The sequence below is a fragment of the Ochrobactrum teleogrylli genome (genome assembly GCF_006376685.1).
In the GTDB taxonomy this organism is placed as follows: Bacteria; Pseudomonadota; Alphaproteobacteria; order Rhizobiales; family Rhizobiaceae; genus Brucella; species Brucella teleogrylli.
In genome coordinates, this window is sequence record NZ_VEWL01000006.1 from 51034 (window position 1) to 76126 (window position 25093).

Genomic DNA, 25093 nt, shown 5'->3' on the forward strand with positions numbered 1-25093 from the left:
GGAACTTCATGCGTGAGGTGAGAAATGTCTCTGTTGCAAACATCCGCTTCCCAATCCACGCCGCCCCTGGTGGTATCCGGCGTTATCAAGACCTTCACCATGCATTTGCAGGGCGGCATTGAACTGCCGGTCGTGCAGGGCGTGAATTTTGAACTCAATGCCGGTGAATGCGCCGTGCTGGGCGGCCCATCGGGTGCCGGCAAAAGCTCGATCCTGAAGATGGTCTACGGCAATTATGCTGTGAATGGGGGCTCCATTCTGATCCGCCATGCGGATCGCGCTGTCGATCTGGCCACGGCTGATCCCCGCGAAGTGCTTGGCGTTCGCCGTGACACGATTGGCTACGTTAGTCAGTTTTTGCGCACACTGCCCCGAGTGGCGGCTATCGATGTCGTGGCCGAACCTCTGATCGCTCGTGGTGCCGACCACGACATGGCGCTGGACCGCGCGCGGGAATTGCTGGCCAAGCTCAACCTGCCGGAACGCCTCTGGGCGCTGCCGCCTGCAACCTTTTCCGGCGGCGAGCAGCAGCGCGTCAACATCGCTCGCGGTTTCATCACCGATCATCCGGTGTTGCTGCTGGACGAACCGACAGCTTCGCTTGATGCGAAGAACCGCGCGGTCGTGGTGGATCTGATCAAGACCAAAAAGGAAGAAGGCGTTGCGATGCTCGGCATTTTCCACGACGAGGATGTACGCGAGGAAGTGGCCGACCGCATCATCGACGTTACCGCCTTTTCGCCGAGGGCGGCGGCATGACCAAGCTCTCGGTTGAACCTCTGGTTCACGAAACGGCAGATGTCACCGGCAGCAAGCTTGGCCGTTACACGGAAGTCGGCGCGCGCAGCCGTCTGTCGGAAACTGTGCTGGATGACTACTCCTATCTCGGCATCGATTGCGAAATCTGGTGCGCGGAGATCGGTAAATTCTCCAACATTGCAAGCCATGTGCGCATCAATGCCACCAATCATCCGACCTGGCGTCCAACTTTGCATCACTTCACCTATCGCGCTGGCGATTACTGGCCGGATGCGGAGAATGAAACCGAGTTTTTCGACTGGCGTCGCGGCAATGCGGTTAAGATCGGCCATGACACATGGCTCGGTCACGGATCGACCATCCTGCCGGGCGTCACCGTGGGCAATGGCGCAGTGATCGGTGCCGGTGCGGTCGTCAGCAAAGATGTTGCGCCTTACACGATTGTGGGCGGTGTCCCGGCGCGTTTCATCCGCGAGCGCTTTGACGCCGCGACCGGCAATCGTCTCGACCGGCTGGGCTGGTGGGACTGGAGCCATGAACGCCTGCGCGACGCGCTCGATGATTTCCGCGCGCTCGATATCGAAACTTTTCTCTCGAAATATGAAACTGCCGCCAATACCGAGGCGGTCATGAAAGAGCTTTCTCATGGCGAATGAAATCGTTCTCAAAAATGCGCGCATCGTGCTCGCCGACGAGGTCGTTTCCGGCTCCATCCTGATACGCGACGGCAAGATCGCCGCCATCGATCAGGGCAATGTAAATGGCGGCGAGGATATGGATGGTGATTACGTCATTCCCGGCCTGATTGAACTCCATACCGACCAGTTGGAATCGCATTATGCACCGCGTCCCAAGGTGCGTTGGAACGTGGATGCCGCCGTTCAGGCCCACGACGCGCAGGTTGCCGCATCGGGCATCACAACTGTCTTCGATGCGATGCGGGTCGGTTCCGATTATGATCGCGACTTCGTCGGCAAGGATATGCGTCTGCTGGCCGATGCAATTGAAAGCGGCGTGCGCGAAAACCGTCTGCGCGCGGACCATTTCCTGCATCTGCGCTGCGAGGTTTCCGCAGCCGACTGCCTTGAAGGCTTTGCGCTTTTTGAAAACGATGATCGGGTGAGGCTGGCTTCGCTGATGGATCATGCGCCGGGGCAGCGTCAGTTCGCGGAGATCGAAACCTATCGCACCTATTACATGCGCAAGCTGAAACTCAACGACGAAGAGTTTCGTTTGCATTGCGAACAGCGCATGGCAGACTCCGACGCCTATTCGGCCAAGCATCGCCGGGCGATTGCCGATATGTCGGGCGCACGCGGTATTGTTTTGGCAAGCCATGACGACGCCACCAGCGCTCATGTGGGGGAATCGCTTGATCACGGCGTCCGTATTGCGGAGTTCCCGACCACACTGGAAGCGGCTTCTGCCTCCAAGGGCGCAGGCTTGTCCATCTTGATGGGCGCGCCGAATATCGTGCGTGGCGGCTCGCATTCGGGCAATATCGCCGCCCGCGATCTGGTGGATAATGGCAGTCTCGATATTCTGTCGTCGGACTATATTCCGTTCAGCCTCATCCAGTCGGCTTTCGGCCTTGCTTCCGGCGAGCGCCCGATTGGGCTTCCTGAAGCCATCCGCCTTGTCAGCAAGAACCCCGCCGATGCAATGCGCATGGATGATCGTGGCGAAATTGCTGTCGGCAAGCGCGCCGATCTGGTACGAGCACGCACCAGAAGTGCGATACCGGTGGTGCGCACCGTCTGGCGGGAAGGCGAGCGGGTGCTCTGATGCGTATGGAAAATATCCGGCCGAAAGGCTGTTTCGTTGCTGTCGTCGGCCCCAGCGGGGCCGGCAAGGACACGATCATGGATGGCGCGCGCATGGCCCTCGCAGGCGATGCGCGCTTTCATTTTGTACGCCGCATCGTCACGCGCCCGCAAATGCCGGGAACCGAAGACCACGACAGTCTGGATGAAGCGGCTTTTGCGAAAGCCGCGGGTGAGGGCGCCTTTGCGCTTCATTGGCGCGCCCATGGTTTGAACTACGGTCTTCCGAAGTCGCTTGATACGCTGATCGATGGCGGAACTGTGGTGATAGCCAATGTCTCGCGCCGCGTTCTGGACGACATGCGCAGGCTTTATTCGTCGCGTTCGGTGGTGGTCATTACGGCACGCGCGGAAGTCCTCGCCGAGCGGCTGGCAAGCCGTGGCCGCGAAAGCAAAGACGAGATCGCCTTGCGGCTTTCGCGCGAAGTGAGCTTCAATGACGGGGCTGGCGATGTTGTCATAATAGACAATTCCGGCGATGTTGGTGAATCCACAGAGGCATTTATTCGTCATCTGACAGAAATGTACGCTAAAACAAAGGCTTAACTAATAAACCTATAGTAGCGTGTAAATTTACACAAACGTCACGATGCTTTCATTGCAATGTCATGGAAGCAATTCAGAGTGAGCATGAATGGAGATGAATTCATGCTTCAACTGAAAAACGTAACGCGCCGCTATAATGACAAGGTGGCGGTTTCGGGGGTTGACCTCGAGATCGAGCCCGGCACGTTTGTGGGAATTATCGGACGTTCGGGCGCGGGTAAATCGACGCTGTTGCGTATGATCAACCGCCTCGTCGAACCGTCGGAAGGGACCATTCATTGGGACGGGCGCGATGTGACCGGGCTGAAAGGCTCCGGACTTCGCGATTGGCGCGCGCAATGCGCTATGATTTTTCAGCATTTCAATCTGGTCGATCGTCTCGATGTTCTGACCAATGTGCTGATGGGGCGTCTCAATTACGTTTCGACCCCAAAGTCGCTCTTGCGTATCTGGAGCGATGAAGAACGCCTGATCGCACTGTCCGCCCTGCAGCAGTTCGATATCGCCCATCTGGCCGCTCACCGCGCCGATGAGCTGTCCGGTGGCCAGCAGCAGCGCGTGGCGATTGCCCGAGCACTGGTTCAGCAGCCACGCATTATCCTCGCCGATGAACCGATCGCCTCGCTCGATCCGCGTAATACCCGCAGCGTCATGGACGCCTTGCGCCGCATCAACCGCGAATATGGCATTACGGTTCTCTGCAATCTGCATTCACTCGATATCGCGCGCAGCTATTGCGACCGCCTCGTCGGCATGTCCGCTGGCAAGGTCGTGTTCCGCGGCACGCCGTCGATGCTGACTGATATGGCATCGCGCGATCTTTACGGCATGGAAGCAGCCGACGTTGTCGATAGTGACGACACGGTTGACGCAATGCCTGTACCGGTTCCGCAGTCGGCTGAAGCCGCACTGCGCCAGATTTCCGCCTGAGCGAATAAAGCTGCGGAAAAAAACTCGCTCCAAACTCAGGATTAACAGGAGAGACTTATGCTTAACCGTAGAACTTTTCTGGCGGCTGTTGCGCTCACCGCTACCATGACCTTCCATGCTCAGGCTGCTGACTGGAGCAAGGAATATCCGGAACTGGTTCTGGGTGTTATCCCGGCTGAAAACGCCTCGACCACCAGCGACCGTTATGCGCCGCTCGCCGCTTATCTCGGCAAGGAACTGGGCACCAAGGTCACGCTGCGCGTTGCAAACGACTACGCCGCCGTTATCGAAGGCCAGCGCGCTGGCAATATCCAGATCGCTTTCTATGGCCCGGCTTCCTATGCACGCGCCGTCATGACCGGCGTTGAAACCACGCCGCTCGTCAACCAGCGTCACGACACCGGCGTCAATGGCTATTATTCGGTCGTTTATGTTCGCGCCAACAGCCCATACCAGAAAATGGACGACCTGAAGGGCAAGAGCATCGCGCTCGTCGATCCGAACTCCACCTCGGGCAACAATGCGCCACGCTACTTCCTGAACCGCGACGGCTATAGCGTCGATACGTTCTTCGGGAAGAACTTCTTCGCTGGCAGCCATGAAAACGCTGTTCTGGCGCTTGCTCAGGGCACCGCTGACGCCGCCGCCAATTCGTGGAACTCGGAAAACGACTCCAACCTGACCCGCATGATCAGCCGCGGTGTTCTCAAGGACGCAGACGGCAAGGCGCTGACGAAGGACGATTTCCGCATCATCTTCAAGTCGGACTTCCTGCCGGAAGGTCCGTTTGCCGTGCTCAGCACGTTGCCTGACCAGCTGAAGGCTGACATCAAGCAGGCTTTCCTCGACATGCCAAAGAAGGACAAAGCCGGATTTGACGCCCTTTCCGATGGCAAGGACCAGGAATTCGTGGCGACCGAAACCAAGGATTATGAGCCGATCATCGAGATGCTGAAGTTCAACGACAAGGCACGCAAGTCCTGATCCGAAAAACAATCGAAATGCCCGAAGCCGCAAAAGCTTCGGGCATTTTTGTTAGGGAATCTCGCATGACGATATCCACTCTCGACGGCAGCGGCTCCAAGGGCCTGCTCGCCGAGTATCGCAGGGAAGTCGGGAAACGACGCCTTTACGGCATCGGTTTCCTCGTCGGCCTTATCGTTATCGCCATAGCTGCCTCTGTTGTTGCCGACGTTCGGCCGGGCACACTGGTTGAAAATCTCTTTCGCTTTACAAGTTATCTCGGGCGCATTCTGCCAGATCTGACCATCGCCAATTTCTGGGGCGACATGGCCGCGTGGTACTGGAATATCGGTGGCTGGCTCAAGATGCTCTTCGAGACGTTGCTGATCGCCTATCTCGCCACGCTGATCGGGGCGGTTATCGCTTTTGCGGCTTCCTTCGCAGCGTCCTCCAATATGGCCCCGAACTCGACGGTGCGTTTCATCGTTCGTCGTGGACTAGAACTGCTGCGGACCGTGCCTGAAATCGTGTTCGCCTTACTATTTGTTATCGCTTTCGGTCTGGGACCAATGGCCGGTGTGCTGGCTCTGATGCTTCACACGACCGGCGCGCTCGGCAAACTCTTTTCGGAAGTAGTCGAAAACATCGACATGCGGCCCGTGGAAGGCATCCGTGCTTCCGGCGGCTCCGGCCTTCAGGTCATCCGCTTTGCCGTACTACCACAGGTCGCCGCCAATTTCGCCTCCTACGGGTTGCTGCGCTTTGAAATCAATGTGCGTGGTGCTTCCGTCATGGGCTTTGTCGGTGCAGGCGGTATCGGTCAGGAACTGCTCACTTCCATCCGGCAATTTTATTACAGCGATGTCAGCGCCATCCTGTTGCTGATTATCGTCACGATAGTCGTGATCGATCTCATCACCCAGCGTGTGCGTCACGCGCTTCTGGGCCGCATCGGTTAAAGGGGAGCTTATCATGACAGACATTGCACAAAGCCTCTCCCGCGAAGCCCATGCCCACGATAAGGAATTGCGCGCGGAATATGCGGAACTGTTCGGCAATACGCGCACATGGCGCAATCTGACGATTGCCGGCGTGCTCATCATCGCCTCGTTGTGGTTTGCCTTCTACTGGCTGGATTTTTCGCTGCTGCGTATCCTGAACGGCTTCGGTCGTCTCGGCGATTTCGCCTTGATGATGCTGCCACCGGCATCCAATGGCCGTTTCAGCCTATATCTGTGGTCAATGCTGGAAACGCTGGCCATTGCCTATCTGGGCACGCTTTTGGCCGCCTTACTGGCCTTTCCGTTCGGGTTTCTGGCGGCGAAGAACATCATCCCGAACATCTTCCTGCATTTCGGCATACGTCGCTTTCTCGATACCATCCGTGGCGTCGATACGCTGATCTGGGCGCTGATCTGGGTGTCAGTGGTGGGGCTAGGACCTTTCGCCGGTATTCTGGCTATCGCCTGTTCCGACTTTGGCGCTTTCGGCAAGCTGTTTTCGGAAGCCATTGAAGGCGCGGACAAGAAGCCGGTTGAAGGTGTTCTGTCGTCGGGAGGCAACCGTCTGCACGGTTATCGTTTCGGCGTGCTGCCGCAGGTTCTGCCGCTGATCGGTAGTCAGGTTCTGTACTTCTTCGAGTCCAACACGCGCTCGGCAACGATCATCGGTATTGTCGGGGCAGGCGGCATCGGCGCGCATCTGGCCGAACAGATCAAGGTTTTGAACCTTCAGGACGTTTCGTTCCTGATCATCATGATCCTTATTGCTGTTGCGGTTATCGACTGGTTCTCGTCAAAGCTGCGTCATGCCATGATCGGCAAGAAGGCACAGAAATCGGTATAGAGCGGTTATTAAAAACCGCTCTATACATTCATTCATACGCATTATCCGACGCAAAACCGCTTCGCACTTTTGCTGGAAATGCTCTTAACCGGTTATGAGCGTCTTGATACCGTCGGCGACGAACTGAACGGCGAGTGCCGCCAGAATGACACCCAGCAAGCGGGTAAGAATGGATCGACCGGTTTCGCCAAGGAACCGGTCGACGCGTTCTGCGAGCAGAAGCACGACATAGGTAATGAGCAGGCAAACGAAGATCACCCCCAGAAGGGCGATACGCGGCCCGAAGCCATGGAATGAGTTCGACGTCAGCACGATGGCCGAGATCGCGCCGGGACCGGCAATAAGCGGTATTGCGAGCGGGAAGGCGGCAATATTGCGGATATGATCCTTGGTGATCGCGACTTCGGCACTCTTTTCTTTGCGCTCGGTTCGCTTCTCGAAAATCATTTCAAACGCGATCCAGAACAGCAGCAGACCACCGGCGACGCGGAAAGCCCCGATGGAAATGCCGAACATGCCGAGGATCTGCACGCCTGCCACGGCAAAGAGCGCCATGACGATGAATCCGATGATGGAAGCGCGAAGCGCGACCTGACCGCGATGGTGACGATCCATGCCCGGCGTCAACGCCAGAAACAGCGGCGCCAGGCCCGGTGGATCGATCGTGACAAGAAGGGTGACGAAGGCGCTGAATACGGTATCGTAGAACCCCATGCTACTGTCGCCCTCTCATTGGTCTGTCACGATTGAATTCTAGACGATCAAGCCGCATTGGTCGATGCAAAGTGCCGGATCGAGCAACAAGCTTGCGCCATGTTTATGTGAATATCTTATAAGTCATTGATTTACAAAAACGATTTAGCCGCCGGAAATGGTCTCGAAATTGGCGTTTTGCGCTACTTTCCTTTATAAAGAGACTTTATCGATTCTGTTGAGAAAGATATCTGAATAGTGTCAGATCAAACCCCTCCACCCGGTTCCGACGATATGAATGGCGGCCCGAGCGGTATTGAGCCGATTTCCATTATCGAGGAAATGCAGCGCTCATATCTCGACTACGCCATGAGCGTTATCGTGAGCCGTGCTCTGCCCGACGTGCGCGACGGCCTGAAGCCAGTGCATCGTCGTATCCTTCACGCCATGAACGAGATGAATCTCGCCTATAACCGCCCCTACCGTAAATCGGCGGGTGTGGTCGGTGAGGTCATGGGTAAATATCACCCGCATGGCGATGCCTCGATCTACGATGCCCTCGTGCGTATGGCGCAGGATTTCTCCATGCGCGATCCGCTTGTCGACGGGCAGGGCAATTTCGGTTCCATCGACGGCGATCCCCCGGCGGCGATGCGTTATACCGAATGCCGTCTGGAAAAACTCACCGAAGCCCTTCTGTCGGACATCGACAAGGATACGGTCAATTTCCAGGACAATTACGACGGTCGCGAGCGGGAGCCGGTGGTTATGCCAGCGCGTTTCCCGAACCTCCTCGTCAACGGTTCGGGCGGTATTGCGGTCGGCATGGCGACCAATATTCCGCCGCACAACCTTGCCGAAGTCATCGACGGCTGCATCGCGTTAATTGAAAATCCAGCCATCCCGCTGGAAGAAATCATGGAGATCATTCCGGGTCCCGATTTCCCGACCGGAGGCATCATTCTCGGACGTGCTGGCATCAATTCCGCCTATACGACCGGGCGCGGTTCGGTGATCATGCGTGGACGCGCGGCAATCGAGCCGATGCGCGGCGACCGCGAAGCCATTATCATCACCGAGATTCCGTATCAGGTGAATAAGGCCTCGATGATCGAGAAAATGGCCGAACTGGTGCGCGACAAGCGCATCGAAGGTATTTCCGATCTGCGCGACGAATCCGACCGTGAAGGCTATCGCGTCGTGGTCGAATTGAAACGTGACGCCGTTGCCGATGTCGTGCTGAATCAGCTCTATCGCTACACGCCGTTGCAGACCTCGTTCGGCTGCAACATGGTGGCGCTGAATGGCGGCAAGCCGGAACAGCTGACGCTGCTCGACATGCTGCGCGCCTTCGTGGCCTTCCGCGAGGAAGTCGTCACCCGCCGCACCAAGTTCCTGCTGAACAAGGCGCGCGACCGTGCGCATGTGTTGGTGGGTCTGGCGATTGCGGTTGCCAATATCGATGAAGTGATCGCACTGATCCGTCGCGCGCCCGATCCAACGACCGCGCGTGAACAGTTGATGGAGCGCCGCTGGCCCGCCGCTGACGTTGCACCGTTGATCCGCCTGATCGACGATCCACGTCACCGCATCAATGAAGACAACACCTATAACCTCTCCGAAGAACAGGCCCGCGCCATTCTCGAATTGCGTCTGCAGCGCCTGACCGCGCTCGGACGTGACGAAGTGGCGGACGAACTGAACAAGATCGGCGAGGAAATCCGCGATTATCTGGATATCCTGTCGTCGCGTTTGCGCGTCATGACCATCGTCAAGGACGAGATGATTGCCGTTCGTGACGAGTTCGGCAAGCCACGCCGCACCGAAATCGGTTTCGGCGGCGCGGAAATGGACGACGAAGACCTGATCGCTCGCGAAGACATGGTCGTCACCGTCAGCCATGCGGGCTATATCAAGCGCGTTCCGTTGACGACCTATCGCGCACAGCGCCGCGGTGGCAAGGGCCGTTCCGGCATGGCGACGAAGGATGAAGATTTCGTCACCCGCCTGTTTGTCGCCAATACGCATACGCCGGTTCTGTTCTTCTCCTCGCGTGGCATTGTCTACAAGGAAAAGGTCTGGCGCCTGCCGGTCGGCACACCGCAATCGCGCGGCAAGGCTCTCATCAACATGCTGCCGTTGCAGCAGGGCGAGCGCATCACGACCATCATGCCGTTGCCGGAGGATGAAGATTCCTGGGCAAATCTGGACGTCATGTTCTCGACCACGCGCGGTACGGTTCGCCGTAACAAGCTGTCGGACTTCGTTCAGGTCAACCGCAACGGCAAGATCGCGATGAAGCTCGAGGATGACGGGGATGAAATCCTCTCCGTCGATACCTGTACGGAATTCGACGACGTGCTTCTGACCTGCGCCGGCGGCCAGTGTATCCGCTTCCCGGTTACCGATGTGCGCGTCTTCGCAGGCCGCAACTCGATCGGCGTGCGCGGCATTAATCTGGCGGATGGCGACAAGGTCATCTCCATGGCGATCCTGCACCATGTCGAAGCCGATGCCTCGCAGCGTTCCGCCTATCTCAAGCGTTCGATTGCCGAACGCCGGGCGCAAGGCGCGGACGATGCCGACGATATCGTCGTTGTTGGTGAAGAAGTCGGTACGGACGCCGAACTTTCCGAAGAGCGGTATCAGGAACTGAAGGCGCGCGAACAAACCGTGCTGACGGTCAGCGAATATGGCTACGGCAAACGTTCATCGTCTTACGAGTTCCGTGTTTCGGGCCGTGGCGGCAAGGGCATCCGTGCCACCGACACGTCGAAGACCGACGAAATCGGCAAGCTCGTTTCGCTGTTCCCGGTCGAAGCAAGTGACCAGATCCTGCTCGTCTCCGATGGTGGCCAGCTGATCCGCGTGCCTGTCGATGGTATCCGTCTCGCGGGCCGTTCGACCAAGGGTGTTACGATCTTCAACACGGCTGACGGTGAAAAGGTTGTTTCCGTTGAGCGTATTTCCGAAACGGAAAGCGATGAGGAAAACGGCAATGGTGACGTTGAGGGTGGCGAATCCGCGCCCGGAGGCGAAGCACCCGCAGCCAGCGAAGAATAAGCAAACTAGCCGGGCTTGATGCCCCGGTTGGAGTAAGCGCAATGAAAAAGGCCGATGGCAAAACCATCGGCCTTTTTCAGATGCCAAGACTGGAGGAATTGGCGATCTTCTAATCAGGTTGCGTCATTACGACAGATAGTTGATTTGTTTCGGGAATACCGCCGGTGATGTGTTCTTCTTCTGGATGCTCAATCTCAAGCCGAAAGGCGAGTGTTCAAGCCAGGAAGATACGAATTACCGTGAGCGCATGTTGCGCATGCTGTTTAGGTCGAAGGCCACCTGACGCACGCGTTGGCGTTTGGCTTCGTTCTCCTCAAGGAGCAATATGATTGCCGATGCGGCCATTGCGACCATCATGGATAATGCCAGAAGAAAGATCATCATCGTCATATCCTTTCGACATACATACGCTTCAGAAACGAAAAGGTTGCACCAAACTTGCGCCTATTCTGGTAAATCGGTTGTGAACTTGCCGTGAAATCATCGTTCACATCGCGTTCAATTGGTTTCTTGGTTTCTATTTTCTTATCGTTCTGGTTCTTGTTGAAAATCCTGTCAGAAAAGGCTAGCTGGAAGAAATGACAATCGCGATCTATGCGGGCTCCTTCGACCCGGTGACAAACGGCCATATGGATGTCCTGAAAGGTGCTTTGCGCCTTGCCGATGAGGTTATTGTCGCCATTGGCATGCATCCCGGTAAGAAGCCGCTGTTCAGTTTTGAGGAACGCGTGGAACTGATCGGCCAGAGCGCGAAAGCTGTTCTTGGCGGTGAAGCAGCGCGCGTTTCCGTTATCTCCTTTGATGGATTGGTGATCGACTCGGCGCGCAAGCATAAGGCGCAGCTGATGGTGCGCGGCCTGCGCGACGGCACCGATCTCGATTACGAAATGCAGATGGCGGGCATGAACGGCACTATGGCGCCGGAATTGCAGACCGTTTTCCTGCCGGCCGATCCTGCCGTGCGCACCATTACCGCCACATTGGTTCGCCAGATTGCGTCCATGGGCGGCGATATCAGGCCTTTCGTACCGGCTGTTGTGGCCGCTGCCCTTGAAGCAAAATTCAAATCCTGAGGTTTGGGAGTTTTTCGATCATGAAATTTATCCGTTCGGCGCTTGCCGCTGCCGCGATTTTTACACTGTCTCAAGGCGTGATGGCATCCATCGCCAATGCGGCGGACACGCTCGTTCTGAAGCTCAAGGACGGTGATGTCGCAATCCAGCTGCGTCCCGACCTCGCGCCGAAGCATGTGGCCCAGATCGAGAAGCTGGCAAGCGAAGGCGCCTATGACGGCGTTGCCTTCCATCGTGTCATTCCGGGCTTCATGGCCCAGACCGGCGATGTCGAATTCGGCAATATGAACAAGGGCTTCGATGCATCGCGCGTTGGCACCGGCGGCTCCAAACTGCCTGATATCAAGGCTGAATTCTCGAAAGAACCTTTCGTGCGCGGCACTGTCGGCATGGCCCGCAGCCAGAGCCCGAATTCCGCCAATTCGCAGTTCTTCATCATGTTCGACGACGGTGCTTTCCTGAACGGCCAATATACGGTTGTCGGCAAAGTTGTCAGCGGCATGGAAGCCGTGGACAAGATAAAGAAGGGCAGCGAATCCGATAATGGGTCCGTCGAAAACCCGGACAAGATCGTCAAGGCGACCATTCAGAAATAAATATCCAATACAACGCGTCTTATCGAACGCATTGAAACAGGAGAGGCCCAATGGCTTACAAAGACCCCGAAAACACGCTCGTTCTGGAAACCACCAAGGGCAATGTCGTGCTCGAACTCTATCCCGACCTGGCTCCGGGCCATGTCGAGCGCATCAAGGAACTGGCACGCGAAGGCGCTTATGATGGCGTCGTGTTCCACCGTGTCATTGACGGCTTCATGGCGCAGACCGGCGACGTGAAGTTCGGCAAGTCGGGCGGCGAACATTTCAACGGCTCGCGCGCTGGCATGGGCGGTTCGGACAAGCCGGACCTGAAGGCTGAGTTCTCCAACACCCAGCACAAGCGCGGCACGGCTTCGATGGCACGCAGCCAGAACCCGAATTCTGCCAACTCGCAGTTCTTCATCTGCTTTACCGATGCTCCCTGGCTGGACCGCCAGTACACCGTATGGGGTCAGGTCATTGAAGGCATGGACAATGTCGACAAGATCAAGCGCGGCGAGCCGGTCACCGACCCGGACAAGATCGTGTCTGCCCGCATCGCAGCCGACGCCTGATCGACTATTTCCAATGAAAATTGCGGCTCCGGTTCATACCGGGGCCACAGCTATGTACGAGGCCTATCATGCGTGTTGATCTTTTCGATTTCGATCTGCCGGAAGAGCGTATTGCCCTGCGCCCAGCGGAGCCGCGCGACCATGCTAGGCTTTTGCGTGTTGTTCCGGGCAAGCCCTTCGAGGATCGTCACGTCTATGATCTGCCCGATCTGCTGCAGCCGGGCGATGCGCTTGTTTTCAATGATACCAAGGTGATACCGGCGCAACTTGAAGGTATGCGCGAACGCGACGGCAATATCAGCCAAGTCAGCGCAACCTTGCATATGCGGATGGGACCAGATCGCTGGGCGGCGTTTCTGCGCCCGGCCAAGCGCGTTAAGGAAGGCGACCGCATCCGCTTCGGTCATTCCGGTTCAAGCTGCTTTCTTGGCACCCTCGATGCAACCGTTGCCGAGAAAGGCGAGGCGGGCGAGGCGCTTCTCGTGTTCGATCTGTCCAGCGCGATGCTGGATGAAGCAATCGCTGCTGTCGGACATATCCCGCTTCCACCTTATATCGCTTCGAAGCGCGCGGAAGACGACCGCGACCGCAGCGACTATCAAACCGTTTATGCCCGTGAGGAAGGCGCTGTCGCAGCCCCGACCGCCGGGCTCCATTTCACGCCCGACCTTCTGGAAAAGATCAAGGCCAAGGGCATTGAACAGCATTTCGTGACGCTGCATGTCGGGGCGGGGACTTTCCTGCCCGTCAAGGCCGACGACACCACCGACCACAAAATGCATTCCGAGATCGGCTATGTCTCGCAGAAGACTGCGGATGCGCTGAACGCCGTGCATGAGCGCGGTGGCCGCGTGGTTTGTGTCGGCACGACGTCGCTCCGGCTCATTGAAAGTGCTGCGGGCGAGGATGGTCTCATTCGTCCTTGGTCCGGCCCGACCGACATCTTCATCACGCCCGGCTATAAATTCCGCGCAGTCGACATGCTGATGACCAATTTCCACTTGCCGCGTTCGACGCTGTTCATGCTGGTTTCCGCCTTCAGCGGCCTCGACACCATGCGCGCTGCCTATGAACGCGCCATTGAAACCGGCTATCGCTTTTATTCCTACGGCGACGGCAGCTTGCTTGAACGCGCTTGACATAATAGACAACGGCCATGACCAGCGAAAATTTTGAATTCAAAGTCCTCGCCCGCGACGGCGCGGCCCGTCAGGGTGAAATTTCCATGCCGCGCGGCGTGGTGCGCACGCCTGCCTTCATGCCGGTTGGCACAGCCGGAACAGTCAAGGCCATGTATATGGACCAGGTGAAGGACCTTGGCGCGGATATCATCCTCGGCAATACCTATCATCTCATGCTGCGCCCCGGCGCAGAGCGTGTTGCCCGCCTTGGCGGATTGCACGAATTCGGCGGCTGGAAAGGCCCGATCCTGACCGATTCCGGTGGTTTTCAGGTCATGTCGCTGGCTCAATTGCGCAAGCTTGATGAGAAGGGCGTGACCTTCCGCTCGCATATCGACGGCAAAGCCTATGAGATGACGCCGGAGCGTTCCATCGAAATTCAGGGCCTGCTGGATAGTGATATCCAGATGCAGCTCGATGAATGCGTGGCGTTGCCATCGCCGGAAAAGAACACCGAGCGCGCGATGGAACTGTCGCTTCGCTGGGCCGAGCGTTGCAAGGTGGCCTTTGGCGACCAGCCGGGCAAGGCCATGTTCGGCATTGTGCAGGGCGGCGACAATGCTCGTCTGCGCGAGCGTTCAGCCGAAGCGCTGAAAGCCATGGACCTCAAGGGCTATTCGGTGGGTGGCCTTGCTGTCGGAGAGCCGCAGAACGTCATGCTGGACATGCTGGAAGTCGTCTGTCCGATCCTGCCCGCTGAAAAGCCGCGCTATCTGATGGGCGTCGGCACGCCGGACGATATTTTAAAATCTGTCGCGCGCGGCATCGACATGTTCGACTGCGTCATGCCAACCCGCGCAGGGCGTCACGGTCTGGCCTTCACGCGTTTTGGCAAGGTCAATCTGCGCAATGCGCGCCATGCCGACGATCATCGTCCGCTCGATCCGGAATCCGATTGCCCGGCATCGCGCGACTACAGTCGCGCCTATCTGCACCATCTGGTGAAGTCCGGTGAGGCACTCGGCGCCATGCTGCTGACCTGGAACAATCTGGCCTATTACCAGTATCTGATGAAGGGCATCCGCGCAGCGATTGCCGAAGGTCGTTTCAACGATTTTGCCGCTGAAACCACCGCTGGATGGGAACGCGGAGACATTCCGGCTCTGTGATTCGCAGGCTGTTAAATAAAAGGGCGCTCGGCGCCCTTTTTTCTTAAATACTGTCAGTTTTCTGTCAGCATGTTTTCCAAACGGCAGAGAACGGCACGCTGCTCTTCATCAGTGACAATCTCGCATTCCATCAATTTGGAACACTCAAGCCCGGCCACGGCCAGATAGACGATCAGCGCCGTATCGGGGTCGGTCGTGTCTTTGATCATGCGGTCGAGAAATGTCCGATGGTACTGGCGAACGGGCACCATGAAACCCGGATCTTCGGCGAGTGCCGCAAGAACGCCACAGGCAGGTGGTTCATCGTCGGCCTGAACGCGGTAAACATCCAGAAAAGCCCGCGCAACGCGGTTTTTATCGCCGGACTGGAGCGTTTCCTGAACCTCCATCGCGCGCTCATGTTCTTTCATATATTCTTCGACAACGCCCTCAAGCAGCTTTGCCTTGGTCGGAAAAGAATAAAGCAATCCGCCTTTCGACAGCCCGGCTCGGGCGGCAACGGCGTCAAGTGAAATATGAGCCGGCCCCACTTCCCGGGCTAGCTCAACTGCCGCGCGTAAAATACGATCACGCGAAGAGACCTTCTTTTTAGCTAACAACTTCGCCGGGTCTCCTGACAGTTCATGAGTTGACAATACCGTCCAGACGGTACAGTTATTCGCTCCGCTAATTCAAGTAAAATACGCGCGACCTTTGTGTGATGGCCAAGGGATGCGCTCAACGTCCCCCCTCGACGCTTTTTAACAGCGTTCAGGGCGCCACCCCGGAGTACAACCGCAATGATAAAGCGCCTAATTCTGGCAATCGTGTTCCTGGTGATCGTCGTCGGGGGGCTGGTCGGCTTCAATCTGTGGAGATCACAGTTCATCAAGAACATGTTCGCCAACATGCAGCAGCCTGCGCAGACGGTTTCCACCATGACGGTTGAGCCGGGTACATGGCAGCCGGGTGTTGAAGCCATCGGTACGGCCCACGCGCTGAACGGCGTTGACCTGACGGTTCAGCTCGACGGCATTGTGCAGAAGATCAACTTCACCTCCAATCAGGACGTGAAGCAGGGCGATGTACTGCTTCAGCTGGAAGACAGCATCCAGAAGGCTGATCTTGTCGCCGCCGAGGCGCAAGCTGTCCTTGCCCAGCAGAATCTGAAGCGCGCCGATACGCTGCGGACGCGCGGCGTCGGTGCCGTTTCTAACGTCGATACGACGGCATCGGTCGCCAACGCCGCTGAAGCAGCGGTCGAAAAGATGCGCGCAACACTGGCGCAGAAGACGGTGAAGGCACCGTTTTCCGGCGTTATCGGTATCGCCAAGGTCGATATCGGTCAGTATCTGACGCCCGGCACGGTAATTGCAACCTTGCAGGACACCAACATGATGCGCATCGATTTCACGGTGCCGGAACAGTCGCTGACCTCGATCAAGCTCGGCCAGACCGTCAAGGTCGGCTCCACGGCTGAAAACCTCGACTTCACCGGCACGATTGTCGGTATCGATCCGAAGATCGACCCGACCACACGCCTTGTTTCTGTGCGCGCCGAAGTCAAGAACCCGGATCACAAGCTGACGCCTGGTCAGTTCGTGCAGGTGCGCGTTGAACTGCCTGAAGAAAGCAATGTGTTCGCCATTGCGCAGACTTCGATCGTGTCGAGCCTTTATGGCGATTATGTCTATGCCGTTCGCCCGGAAAAGAAGGCCGAAGAGGGTAAGGCCAATGCGGAAGCAGCCAAGCCAGCCGAAGAGGCCAAGACACCTGCTGCCGATGCAAAGCCCGCAGAAGGCGAAAAGCTGGTCGCGCAGCAGGTCTTCGTCAAGCTTGGCCGTCGCTACAATGGCGTGGTGGAAATCACCAGCGGCCTCAAGGCAGGCGACATCGTCATCACCGCTGGCCAGAACAGGCTTTCGCCCGGCGTTCCGGTGAACATCGACAACGCGGTTAACCCGGCCAATCCGGCTGACAAGAAATAGGCGAACCGATGAGTTTTTCAGATATTTTCATTCGGCGACCCGTTCTTGCAACGGTGGTCGCCCTCATGATCATTCTCCTCGGCCTTCAGGGTATCGCGCAGCTTTCGGTGCGCGAATATCCGAAGGTTGACGAAACGGTCATCACCATCACCACCAACTATGCCGGTGCCAGCGCTGAACTCATTCAGGGCTTCATCACCGCGCCTATCGCTGAATCGGTCGCGACGACCGAAAACATTGACTATGTGACCTCGTCCAGCCGCCCATCGTCGAGCACGGTGACGGTGCAGATGAAGCTTGGCGCCAATCCGGATGCCGCGCTGACGGAAGTTATCGCCAAGGTCAATCAGGTTCGCGGCGATCTGCCGGATGAATCCGATGATCCGATCATCGTCAAGGGGACGGGCCAGAGCTTCGCAACCATGTATCTGGCTGCGCAGAACCCGAACATGACCAGCGAGCAGATCACCGAATATCTGGAACGCGTCATCCAGCCGCGCATGTCCACCATTCAGGGCGTCGCCAAGGCTGAAATCCTCGGTGGTCAGGTCTATTCGATGCGCGTCTGGCTTGATCCGATCCAGCTGGCGGCGCGTCAGATCACAGCACCGGAAGTGCTGGCCGCAATCAATGCGTCGAACTTCCTGTCGGCCCCCGGCACGACCAAAAACGAATATGTCGCGTCGGCGATCACGCTCAAATCCACGCTGCAAACACCGGAAGCCTTCGGCGCAATGCCGATCAAGACTTCGGGTGATGAAGTCGTGCGCCTGCGCGATGTGGCGAAGGTGGAACTGGCGGCCCAAAGCACGGACACCATCGTGTCGTTCAACGGCTCGGCTGGTACGTTCCTTGGCGTTTATCCGACACCAGCGGCAAACCCGATCGACATGGCGGCTGCCGTCAACAAGGAACTGCCATCGATCCAGAACTCGCTCCCGGAAGGCATGTCTCTGGTTCTGGTCTATGACGCGACCGAACAGATCAGTTCGTCGATCAAGGAAGTGTTCACGACCATCGGCGAAGCTGTGGCCATTGTTATTCTGGTCATCATCGTCTTCCTTGGTTCGTTCCGTTCGGTTCTGATTCCGATTGTGACCATTCCGATCTCGCTGATCGGTGTGTGCTTCTTCCTGTTCGCGCTTGGTTTCTCGATCAATCTTCTCTCGCTGCTGGCCATGGTTCTGGCTATCGGCCTCGTGGTCGATGATGCCATCGTCGTTCTGGAGAATATTCACCGCCACATCGAAGAGGGCCTGCGTCCTATGGATGCCGCCTTCAAAGGTATGAAGGAAATCACCGGCTCGATCATCGCCATGACGATCACGCTGGCGGCCGTGTTTGCTCCGCTCGGTTTCACCGGCGGTCTGACCGGCGCGCTGTTCCGCGAATTCGCCTTCACGCTGGCGGGTGCCGTTATCATCTCCGGTGTGGCGGCCTTGACCATCTCTCCGATGATGTGCTCGCGCATGCTCAAGCATGGCAGCGAAACGCGGTTTCAGAAGTTCATCGACCGCACCTTCTCGCGTGTCGAGAAATGGTATCATCGCCGGGTCTCCAACTCGCTGAACTATCGCGGCATTACGCTGATGATCGTCGTGGCGCTGATGGGCCTGACAGGCTTCCTGTTCATGAACACATCGAGCGAACTGGCTCCTGAAGAAGATTCGGGCGCGCTGTTCTCGATGTTCCAGGCGCCGCAATATGCGACTTCGGCCTATACGAACCTCTACGCCGAACAGATCGATGCGCTGACGAAGGATTTGCCTGAGCAGAAGACCCGATTCCAGATCGTCGGTATGGATGGCGGCACGACTTCGGGCATCGCGCTGTGGGTGCTGAGCGACTGGAACGACCGTACCCGCTCGCAGAAGCAGATTCAGGAAGACCTCACCAATCGTCTGACCAAAGTTGCCGGCGTGCAGGCTTTCGTCTTCGCTCCACCATCGCTTCCGGGCACGGGCGGCGGTTTGCCGATCTCGATTGCCTTGCAGTCCACGGGCCCGGCGGACACGGTTTTCGAACTGGCAGAAGAGATCAAGAACGAAGCGCAGGCTTCGGGACAGTTCATCATCGTGCAGAATTCGCTGTCCTTCAACGCGCCGGAAACGACGATCACCATCGACCGTGACCGCGCGGCAACACTTGGCGTGCAGGTCAGTGATATCGGTGCAACGCTCGGTCTTCTGACTGGCGGTGCGTCGATTGCCAAGTTCGACCGCGATTCGAACAGCTATGACATCATCACGCAGGTGCCTGATGCCTATCGTTCGAACCCCGAAAAGCTTGGTGAATTTTATGTCCGCAGCGTTTCGGGTTCGATGATCCCGCTATCATCAGTCATCACGATCACGCAGAACGCATCGCCTGCCGCAATCGAGCAGTTCAACCAGCTCAATTCGGCGACGATTTCGGCGCTGCCTCTGCCGGGCGTCACCACGGGCCAGGGCCTGCAAACGCTTGTGGATCTGACCAAGGCGAAGATGCCGGAAGGCTTCTTCCTGGATTATTCCGGTCAGTCGCGTCTGGAAGTGGAGCAGGGCAACACCATCCTGATCGCCTTCGGCCTCGCCGTTATCGTGATCTATCTGGTTCTGGCTGCGCAGTTCGAAAGCTTCCGCGATCCGTTCATCATCATGATGTCGGTGCCGCTTTCGATCTTCGGCGCTATCGTGCCGCTCAATATCGGTCTCGGCACGCTGAACATCTACACGCAGGTTGGTCTCATCACCCTCGTCGGGCTGATAACCAAACACGGCATTCTGATGGTGGAATTCGCCAATCAGCAGCGCCGCCTGCACGGGCTTTCGCGTCGCGATGCAATCGTCGCCGCCGCTGAAACCCGTCTGCGCCCGATCCTGATGACCACCGCGGCCATGGCGCTTGGCGTCGTTCCGCTGATCATTGCAACCGGCGCCGGTGCCGCAGCCCGTTATTCGATGGGTCTGGTGATTTTCACCGGTATCGTGATCGGTACGATGTTTACGCTGTTCGTGGTGCCAATGTTCTACACCTTCATCGCGAAGAAGGATGTGGAAGGCGAGTATGTGGCTTCGCCGGAAGAGGGGCATGACTCAGCCCCGGCACAACTACATTAAGATTGCTCGATCACTCTTAGTTGCTTTGAATTAAGTATAGGGCGCCCTATTTCTAGGGTGCCCTATTTCTTTGCGGCAGTTGTAACTGCAGTATTCAAGCCCATATGAGCCAGCATGATACCTTTATCCGTACTCGATCTTTCGCCCGTTCCCGATAACAGCGATGCCGGACAGTCTCTGCGCAACACGCTTGAGCTTGCACAGCACGCGGAGAAACTTGGCTTTCATCGCTATTGGCTGGCCGAGCATCACAATATGCCCGGCATTGCCAGTGCCGCCACATCGGTCGTGATCGGCTATGTCGCGAATGGCACTTCGACGATTCGCGTCGGCGCGGGTGGCATCATGCTGCCGAACCATTCGCCGCTGGTGATTGCCGAGCAGTTCGGCACGCTGGCGTCGCTCTTTCCTGGCCGTATCGATCTCGGCCTTGGCCGCGCACCCGGCACGGACCAGATCACGGCGCACGCCTTGCGGCGCAATCTCGACGGCGATGCCAGCGCATTCCCGCAGGACGTGGTTGAACTGCTCAATTATTTCAAACCGGCGGAACCCGCCCAGCGCGTCCGCGCCGTTCCGGGCGAGGGGCTTGAGGTTCCGGTCTGGATTCTAGGTTCAAGCCTGTTCGGCGCGCAGCTTGCGGCCATGCTGGGCCTGCCATACGCTTTTGCATCGCATTTTGCACCAGCGGAGATGGAACGCGCCATCGCGCTTTATCGCGAGCGTTTCGAGCCATCGGAATATATGCAGAAGCCTTACGTCATGCTCGGCCTCAACGTGATTGCAGCAGATACCGACGAAGAGGCGCATTATCTCTTCACCTCGCAATTGCAGGCTTTCGTGAACTTGCGAAGCGGTCGTCCGGGTAAGCTTCCCGCCCCGGTAGAAGGCTATATGGAGCAACTCGACCCGCCAGCCCAGGCGCTTGTCCGCCAGATGCTGTCGTGCCGCGTGGTCGGCGGGCCTGAAACGGTGGCAAAGGGCATTCAGGCTTTTGCCGAAAGCACCGGCGCTGATGAGTTGATGATCACCGGCATGATCCACGATCACAAGAAGCGCCTGCGCTCCTACGAGATTGTCAGCAACTCGATTGCGTGAGGATCGAATTCGCGATTGACTTCACCCAGAAGCCAATCGCGAAACGCATTGACTGCTGGCGTGTTTGCGCGCGCCTTCGGTGTGACGAAATAATAGCTGCTGGGGCTTTTGACCGTGTGCGGGTAGGCCACCACAAGCTGCCCGCTGTCGATTTCCGAGCGGATCAGAAAAAGCGGCATGAGGGCAACGCCCAGCCCCGCGATGCAAGCCTGCGACACATTGGAAAACTGTTCAAACCGCATGCCACCCGGCGCTGGCACGGTGATATCAAGGCTGCGGTACCAGTGATCCCACGCTCCCGGTCGCGAAGCCATGTTGAACAAGGGCAGCCGAAGAAGATCGGTGGGCGCTGACACCGGGTTCTCCTTCAAAAAAGCCGGGCTGCAAACCGGCGCAACCGTTTCATCCATCAAAAACACGCAATCGGCATTCGGCCAATCCGGCTGGCCGATGTGAATGGCCGCGTCCAGACCTTCACGGTCAAAGTCGAACTGGCCGATACGGGTCGCGAAATTCAGAATAATATCCGGAAATTGTGCCACAAAGCGCGGAATACGCGGAATGAGCCAGCGCGTGCCGAATGTGGGCAGAAAAGCGAGGTTTAATGTCTTGCCACGCATCTGCGACATGACCTGAAGCGAAGCGGCCCGAATAACCGAAAGGGCAGGCGCAACGGCATTGAAATAAGCGCGTCCCGCATCCGACAGCACGACGTGGCGGCTGGTGCGGTCGAAAAGTGCTGTGCCAAGCTGTTCTTCGAGCGTCGCGATCTGACGGCTGACCGCGCCTTGTGTCAGCGCGAGTTCTTCTGCAGCCGCAGAAAAGCTTGCAAGCCGCGCAACAGCGTCAAACGCCGCAAGCGCACTGGTGGAGGGAAGGAGCCGTCGCGAGAGTGTCGTCATGATCTATTACTAAATGGAATAGATCGATGAGTAAACATCGTTTGCAGCCTGACACCCTGCGGTTCATAGTCCGGTCAATTCTGAAATGAGGAGAATTTCTAATGTCGCGTACGGCCTTTAACTGGGAAGATCCCTTTCTGCTCGACGAACAGCTGACCGAAGACGAGCGCATGATCCGCGACTCCGCGAAGGCATTCGCGAGCGACGTTTTGCTGCCGCGTGTGGAAAAGGCCTATCTCGACGAAACCACCGACCCGGAACTGTTCCGCCTCATGGGCCAGTCTGGCCTTCTCGGCGTGACGCTGCCGGAAGAATATGGCGCGGCCAATGCCGGTTATGTTGCCTATGGCCTCGTAGCGCGCGAAGTCGAGCGCGTTGATTCCGGTTATCGTTCGATGATGAGCGTACAGTCCTCGCTCGTCATGTATCCGATCTACGCCTATGGCTCTGACGAACAGCGCAAGAAATATCTGCCGGGTCTCGTCTCCGGCGAGTTGATCGGCTGCTTCGGCTTGACCGAACCGGATGCCGGTTCCGACCCTGCAGGCATGAAGACCCGCGCCGAAAAGATCGACGGCGGCTATCGCCTGACCGGCTCAAAGATGTGGATTTCGAATTCGCCAATCGCGGACGTGTTCGTGGTGTGGGCCAAGTCCGCAGCCCATGACAATGCCATTCGCGGCTTCGTGCTCGAAAAGGGTATGAAGGGCCTTTCCGCACCGAAGATCGGTGGCAAGCTGTCGCTACGCGCTTCGATCACCGGCGAAATCGTCATGGACGGCGTGGAAGTCTCGGAAGACGCTTTGCTGCCGAATGTTTCGGGTCTCAAGGGGCCATTCGGCTGCCTCAACCGTGCGCGCTACGGCATTTCGTGGGGCGTTCTGGGCGCCGCCGAAGATTGCTGGTTCCGCGCGCGTCAATACGGCCTCGACCGCAAGCAGTTCGACAAGCCGCTGGCTGGCACGCAGCTTTACCAGAAGAAGCTCGCCGACATGCAGACCGAAATCACGCTCGGCCTTCAGGCATCGCTGCGCGTCGGTCGTCTGTTCGACGAAGGCAAAATGGCCCCGGAAATGATCTCCATCGTCAAGCGCAACAATTGCGGTAAGGCACTCGATATTGCCCGTCAGGCTCGCGACATGCATGGCGGCAACGGTATCCAGATCGAATACCACGTCATGCGCCACGCGCAGAACCTCGAAACCGTGAATACCTATGAAGGCACGCATGACGTTCACGCGCTGATCCTCGGACGCGCGCAGACCGGCATTCAGGCTTTCTTCTGATCGTAACCGCCCGCACTACCCTCCCAAGGCCCGCTCGCTTCTCGCGGGCGGGCTTTTCTACTTTTTCGAGGTATCCGAAATGCAGAACACACCGCTTGACGATTTGAAGGTGGTTGAACTGGCCCGTATTCTGGCAGGCCCGTGGGTCGGTCAGACGCTTTCCGATCTGGGAGCGGACGTCATCAAGGTCGAAAGCCCGGAAGGCGACGACACGCGCAAATGGGGGCCTCCCTTTATTGAAGTCGAAGGCGAGAAGTCGGCTGCCTATTTCCATGCCTGCAATCGCGGCAAACGCTCGATTACAGCGGATTTCCGCTCGGAAGAAGGGCAAGAGCTGGTGCGCCGCCTCGTGGCCGATGCAGATATTGTCATCGAGAATTTCAAGCTCGGCGGCCTCGATAAATATGGCCTTGATTATGAGAGCCTCAAGGCCGTCAATCCGCGCCTTATCTACTGCTCCATCACCGGATTCGGCCATGATGGGCCCTATGCCGAACGGGCAGGTTATGACTTCATGATCCAGGGCATGGGCGGAATCATGGATCTGACTGGCGAGCCGGACCGTGAACCGCAGAAGATCGGCGTGGCTTTTGCAGACATTTTCACCGGCCTTTATAGCGTGATTGCCATCCAGTCGGCGCTGATCATGCGCCAGCGCACGGGCAAGGGGCAGCACATCGATATGGCGCTGTTCGACTGCATGTCAGCAGTCCTCGCCAATCAGGCCATGAACTATCTGGCCTCTGGGGTGTCACCGAAGCGCATGGGCAACGCACATCCCAATATCGCGCCATATCAGACGCTGCCGGTTTCCGACGGCTATTTCATCATCGCTTGCGGCAATGACGGCCAGTTTGGCCGACTGGTCGGTCTCTTGGACCTTGCAGAGCTTGCGAGCGACGAGCGCTTTGCCACCAATGCTGCCCGTGTCGCCAACCGGACCGCACTCACAGAACTGCTGGAAGAACGCACCCGGCAATGGAAGCGCGACGACCTTCTGGCGCGCCTGGAAAAGATCGGCGTTCCGGCCGGGCCAATCAACTCGGTTGCCGATGTCTTTGCCGATCCGCAATTCATCGCACGCGGGATGAAGATCGATCCGCAGGGCGTACCGGGGTTGCGTACGCCGATCCGCTTCTCCGATGCAGAACTGAAAACCGACCATCGCTCACCCAATCTTGGGGAAAACAATTACGAAATATTCAATAAATTAAAATAGTACAATATTATGATAAGACAGTAAATGTAGAGCGCTTTATATATTTATAGATTGAGTTCATCGATCTTGTTATAATTATTATTAATAATATTAAGGTGACTTTATGAGAATATCTAATTTACCTTTTTCTATTTTCCTGGGTTCGACATCTTTTTTGACTGCGTCGACACTTCTCGCTACAGCAACAGACCTACCCGGGGGAATTCCGGGCATAAGTCAGATAAATAACAACGTCCGAGGGGGGACTGGAAACGGTTTTGGGGGCGGTAACGGGCTCGATGGTGTTAGCCCACCAAGCAATGGAAATGGTGGTGCCGGCTTACCCGGCGCCCAGGGTAGTCGATTAACCATCGGGGGAGCTGTCGGCGCGACGACAATTGATCCC

General features: G+C 57.4%; 23 protein-coding genes. 19 read left to right on the forward strand and 4 right to left on the reverse strand.

The window, feature by feature from the left end; translation table 11 throughout:
* Positions 1–24: 24 nt before the first annotated feature.
* The 8 genes from phnL to phnE (FIC94_RS11485) all read left to right on the forward strand — a co-directional run bounded on the left by phnL (position 25) and on the right by phnE (FIC94_RS11485) (position 6866).
* Positions 25–759, forward strand: coding sequence for a phosphonate C-P lyase system protein PhnL (gene phnL, locus FIC94_RS11450; RefSeq protein WP_140024961.1), 735 nt, complete (start codon positions 25–27; stop codon positions 757–759).
* Complete coding sequence (locus tag FIC94_RS11455; protein ID WP_140024962.1) at positions 756–1415, forward strand: DapH/DapD/GlmU-related protein; 660 nt, start codon at positions 756–758, stop codon at positions 1413–1415. Before phnL ends, FIC94_RS11455 begins: the two co-directional genes overlap by 4 nt.
* Entirely contained in the window at positions 1405–2544 is a 1140-nt protein-coding gene (locus tag FIC94_RS11460) for an alpha-D-ribose 1-methylphosphonate 5-triphosphate diphosphatase (protein WP_109368969.1), read from the forward strand. The genes FIC94_RS11455 and FIC94_RS11460 overlap by 11 nt, the downstream gene beginning before the upstream one ends.
* 5 nt (positions 2545–2549) lie before the next feature.
* Positions 2550–3128: a phosphonate metabolism protein/1,5-bisphosphokinase (PRPP-forming) PhnN gene (gene phnN, locus FIC94_RS11465; protein WP_140025075.1), complete on the forward strand. Its 579-nt coding sequence runs from the start codon at positions 2550–2552 to the stop codon at positions 3126–3128.
* 102 nt (positions 3129–3230) lie between these two features.
* On the forward strand, positions 3231–4058 hold the full coding sequence (gene phnC / locus FIC94_RS11470; protein ID WP_140024963.1) for a phosphonate ABC transporter ATP-binding protein: 828 nt from the start codon (positions 3231–3233) through the stop codon (positions 4056–4058).
* Between the two features lie 57 nt (positions 4059–4115).
* Entirely contained in the window at positions 4116–5042 is a 927-nt protein-coding gene (phnD, locus tag FIC94_RS11475) for a phosphonate ABC transporter substrate-binding protein (RefSeq protein ID WP_140024964.1), read from the forward strand.
* A 65-nt stretch (positions 5043–5107) separates the two neighbouring features.
* Complete coding sequence (gene phnE / locus FIC94_RS11480) at positions 5108–5980, forward strand: phosphonate ABC transporter, permease protein PhnE (RefSeq protein WP_140024965.1); 873 nt, start codon at positions 5108–5110, stop codon at positions 5978–5980.
* A gap of 13 nt (positions 5981–5993) precedes the next feature.
* On the forward strand, positions 5994–6866 hold the full coding sequence (phnE, locus tag FIC94_RS11485; RefSeq protein WP_140024966.1) for a phosphonate ABC transporter, permease protein PhnE: 873 nt from the start codon (positions 5994–5996) through the stop codon (positions 6864–6866).
* An 84-nt stretch (positions 6867–6950) separates the two neighbouring features.
* Here phnE (FIC94_RS11485) and FIC94_RS11490 read toward each other — a convergent pair whose 3' ends face one another.
* On the reverse strand, positions 6951–7580 hold the full coding sequence (locus FIC94_RS11490; protein WP_109368972.1) for a MarC family protein: 630 nt from the start codon (positions 7578–7580) through the stop codon (positions 6951–6953).
* A gap of 273 nt (positions 7581–7853) precedes the next feature.
* Here FIC94_RS11490 and gyrA point away from each other — a divergent pair, with 273 nt between their 5' ends.
* Positions 7854–10622: a DNA gyrase subunit A gene (gyrA, locus tag FIC94_RS11495; RefSeq protein ID WP_140025076.1), complete on the forward strand. Its 2769-nt coding sequence runs from the start codon at positions 7854–7856 to the stop codon at positions 10620–10622.
* Between the two features lie 234 nt (positions 10623–10856).
* On the opposite strand, the gene FIC94_RS22425 is transcribed toward gyrA, so the two are convergent.
* On the reverse strand, positions 10857–11006 hold the full coding sequence (locus FIC94_RS22425) for a hypothetical protein (protein ID WP_167836029.1): 150 nt from the start codon (positions 11004–11006) through the stop codon (positions 10857–10859).
* 194 nt (positions 11007–11200) lie between these two features.
* Here FIC94_RS22425 and coaD point away from each other — a divergent pair, with 194 nt between their 5' ends.
* From coaD to tgt, 5 genes are all read left to right on the forward strand, one after another.
* Entirely contained in the window at positions 11201–11695 is a 495-nt protein-coding gene (gene coaD, locus FIC94_RS11505) for a pantetheine-phosphate adenylyltransferase (protein WP_140024967.1), read from the forward strand.
* A 20-nt stretch (positions 11696–11715) separates the two neighbouring features.
* Positions 11716–12291 (forward strand): peptidylprolyl isomerase, encoded by a 576-nt coding sequence (locus FIC94_RS11510; protein WP_109368975.1) that lies wholly within the window; start codon positions 11716–11718, stop codon positions 12289–12291.
* Positions 12292–12341: 50 nt separating this feature from the next.
* Positions 12342–12848, forward strand: a complete 507-nt coding sequence (locus FIC94_RS11515) for a peptidylprolyl isomerase (protein WP_109368976.1) — start codon at positions 12342–12344, stop codon at positions 12846–12848.
* Positions 12849–12916: 68 nt separating this feature from the next.
* Complete coding sequence (gene queA / locus FIC94_RS11520; protein ID WP_140024968.1) at positions 12917–13987, forward strand: tRNA preQ1(34) S-adenosylmethionine ribosyltransferase-isomerase QueA; 1071 nt, start codon at positions 12917–12919, stop codon at positions 13985–13987.
* Between the two features lie 17 nt (positions 13988–14004).
* The gene (gene tgt / locus FIC94_RS11525) at positions 14005–15138 is read left to right on the forward strand and encodes a tRNA guanosine(34) transglycosylase Tgt (protein WP_140024969.1); all 1134 of its coding nucleotides are present in this window, start codon (positions 14005–14007) and stop codon (positions 15136–15138) included.
* 53 nt (positions 15139–15191) lie between these two features.
* Here the strand turns inward: tgt and FIC94_RS11530 are convergent, their stop codons facing one another.
* A complete protein-coding gene (locus FIC94_RS11530; RefSeq protein WP_109368979.1) occupies positions 15192–15737 on the reverse strand; it encodes a TetR/AcrR family transcriptional regulator in 546 nt (181 codons plus the stop codon).
* Between the two features lie 180 nt (positions 15738–15917).
* On the opposite strand from FIC94_RS11530, the gene FIC94_RS11535 reads away from it, so the two are divergent.
* From FIC94_RS11535 to FIC94_RS11545, 3 genes are all read left to right on the forward strand, one after another.
* The gene (locus FIC94_RS11535; RefSeq protein ID WP_140024970.1) at positions 15918–17105 is read left to right on the forward strand and encodes an efflux RND transporter periplasmic adaptor subunit; all 1188 of its coding nucleotides are present in this window, start codon (positions 15918–15920) and stop codon (positions 17103–17105) included.
* An 8-nt stretch (positions 17106–17113) separates the two neighbouring features.
* Complete coding sequence (locus tag FIC94_RS11540) at positions 17114–20203, forward strand: efflux RND transporter permease subunit (protein WP_121536188.1); 3090 nt, start codon at positions 17114–17116, stop codon at positions 20201–20203.
* Positions 20204–20317: 114 nt separating this feature from the next.
* Entirely contained in the window at positions 20318–21301 is a 984-nt protein-coding gene (locus tag FIC94_RS11545; protein ID WP_121536190.1) for an LLM class flavin-dependent oxidoreductase, read from the forward strand.
* Here FIC94_RS11545 and FIC94_RS11550 read toward each other — a convergent pair.
* The gene (locus tag FIC94_RS11550; protein ID WP_140024971.1) at positions 21271–22203 is read right to left on the reverse strand and encodes a LysR family transcriptional regulator; all 933 of its coding nucleotides are present in this window, start codon (positions 22201–22203) and stop codon (positions 21271–21273) included. The genes FIC94_RS11545 and FIC94_RS11550 overlap by 31 nt on opposite strands.
* 101 nt (positions 22204–22304) lie before the next feature.
* Between FIC94_RS11550 and FIC94_RS11555 the strand changes: the two genes are divergently transcribed.
* Together FIC94_RS11555 and FIC94_RS11560 are read left to right on the forward strand one after the other, a co-directional pair.
* Positions 22305–23489 carry an acyl-CoA dehydrogenase gene (locus FIC94_RS11555; protein ID WP_078338624.1) on the forward strand — a complete coding sequence of 395 codons (1185 nt, stop codon included), beginning with the start codon at positions 22305–22307 and terminating at the stop codon, positions 23487–23489.
* A gap of 79 nt (positions 23490–23568) precedes the next feature.
* The gene (locus FIC94_RS11560; RefSeq protein ID WP_140024972.1) at positions 23569–24708 is read left to right on the forward strand and encodes a CaiB/BaiF CoA transferase family protein; all 1140 of its coding nucleotides are present in this window, start codon (positions 23569–23571) and stop codon (positions 24706–24708) included.
* The last annotated feature ends 385 nt before the right edge of the window (positions 24709–25093 follow it).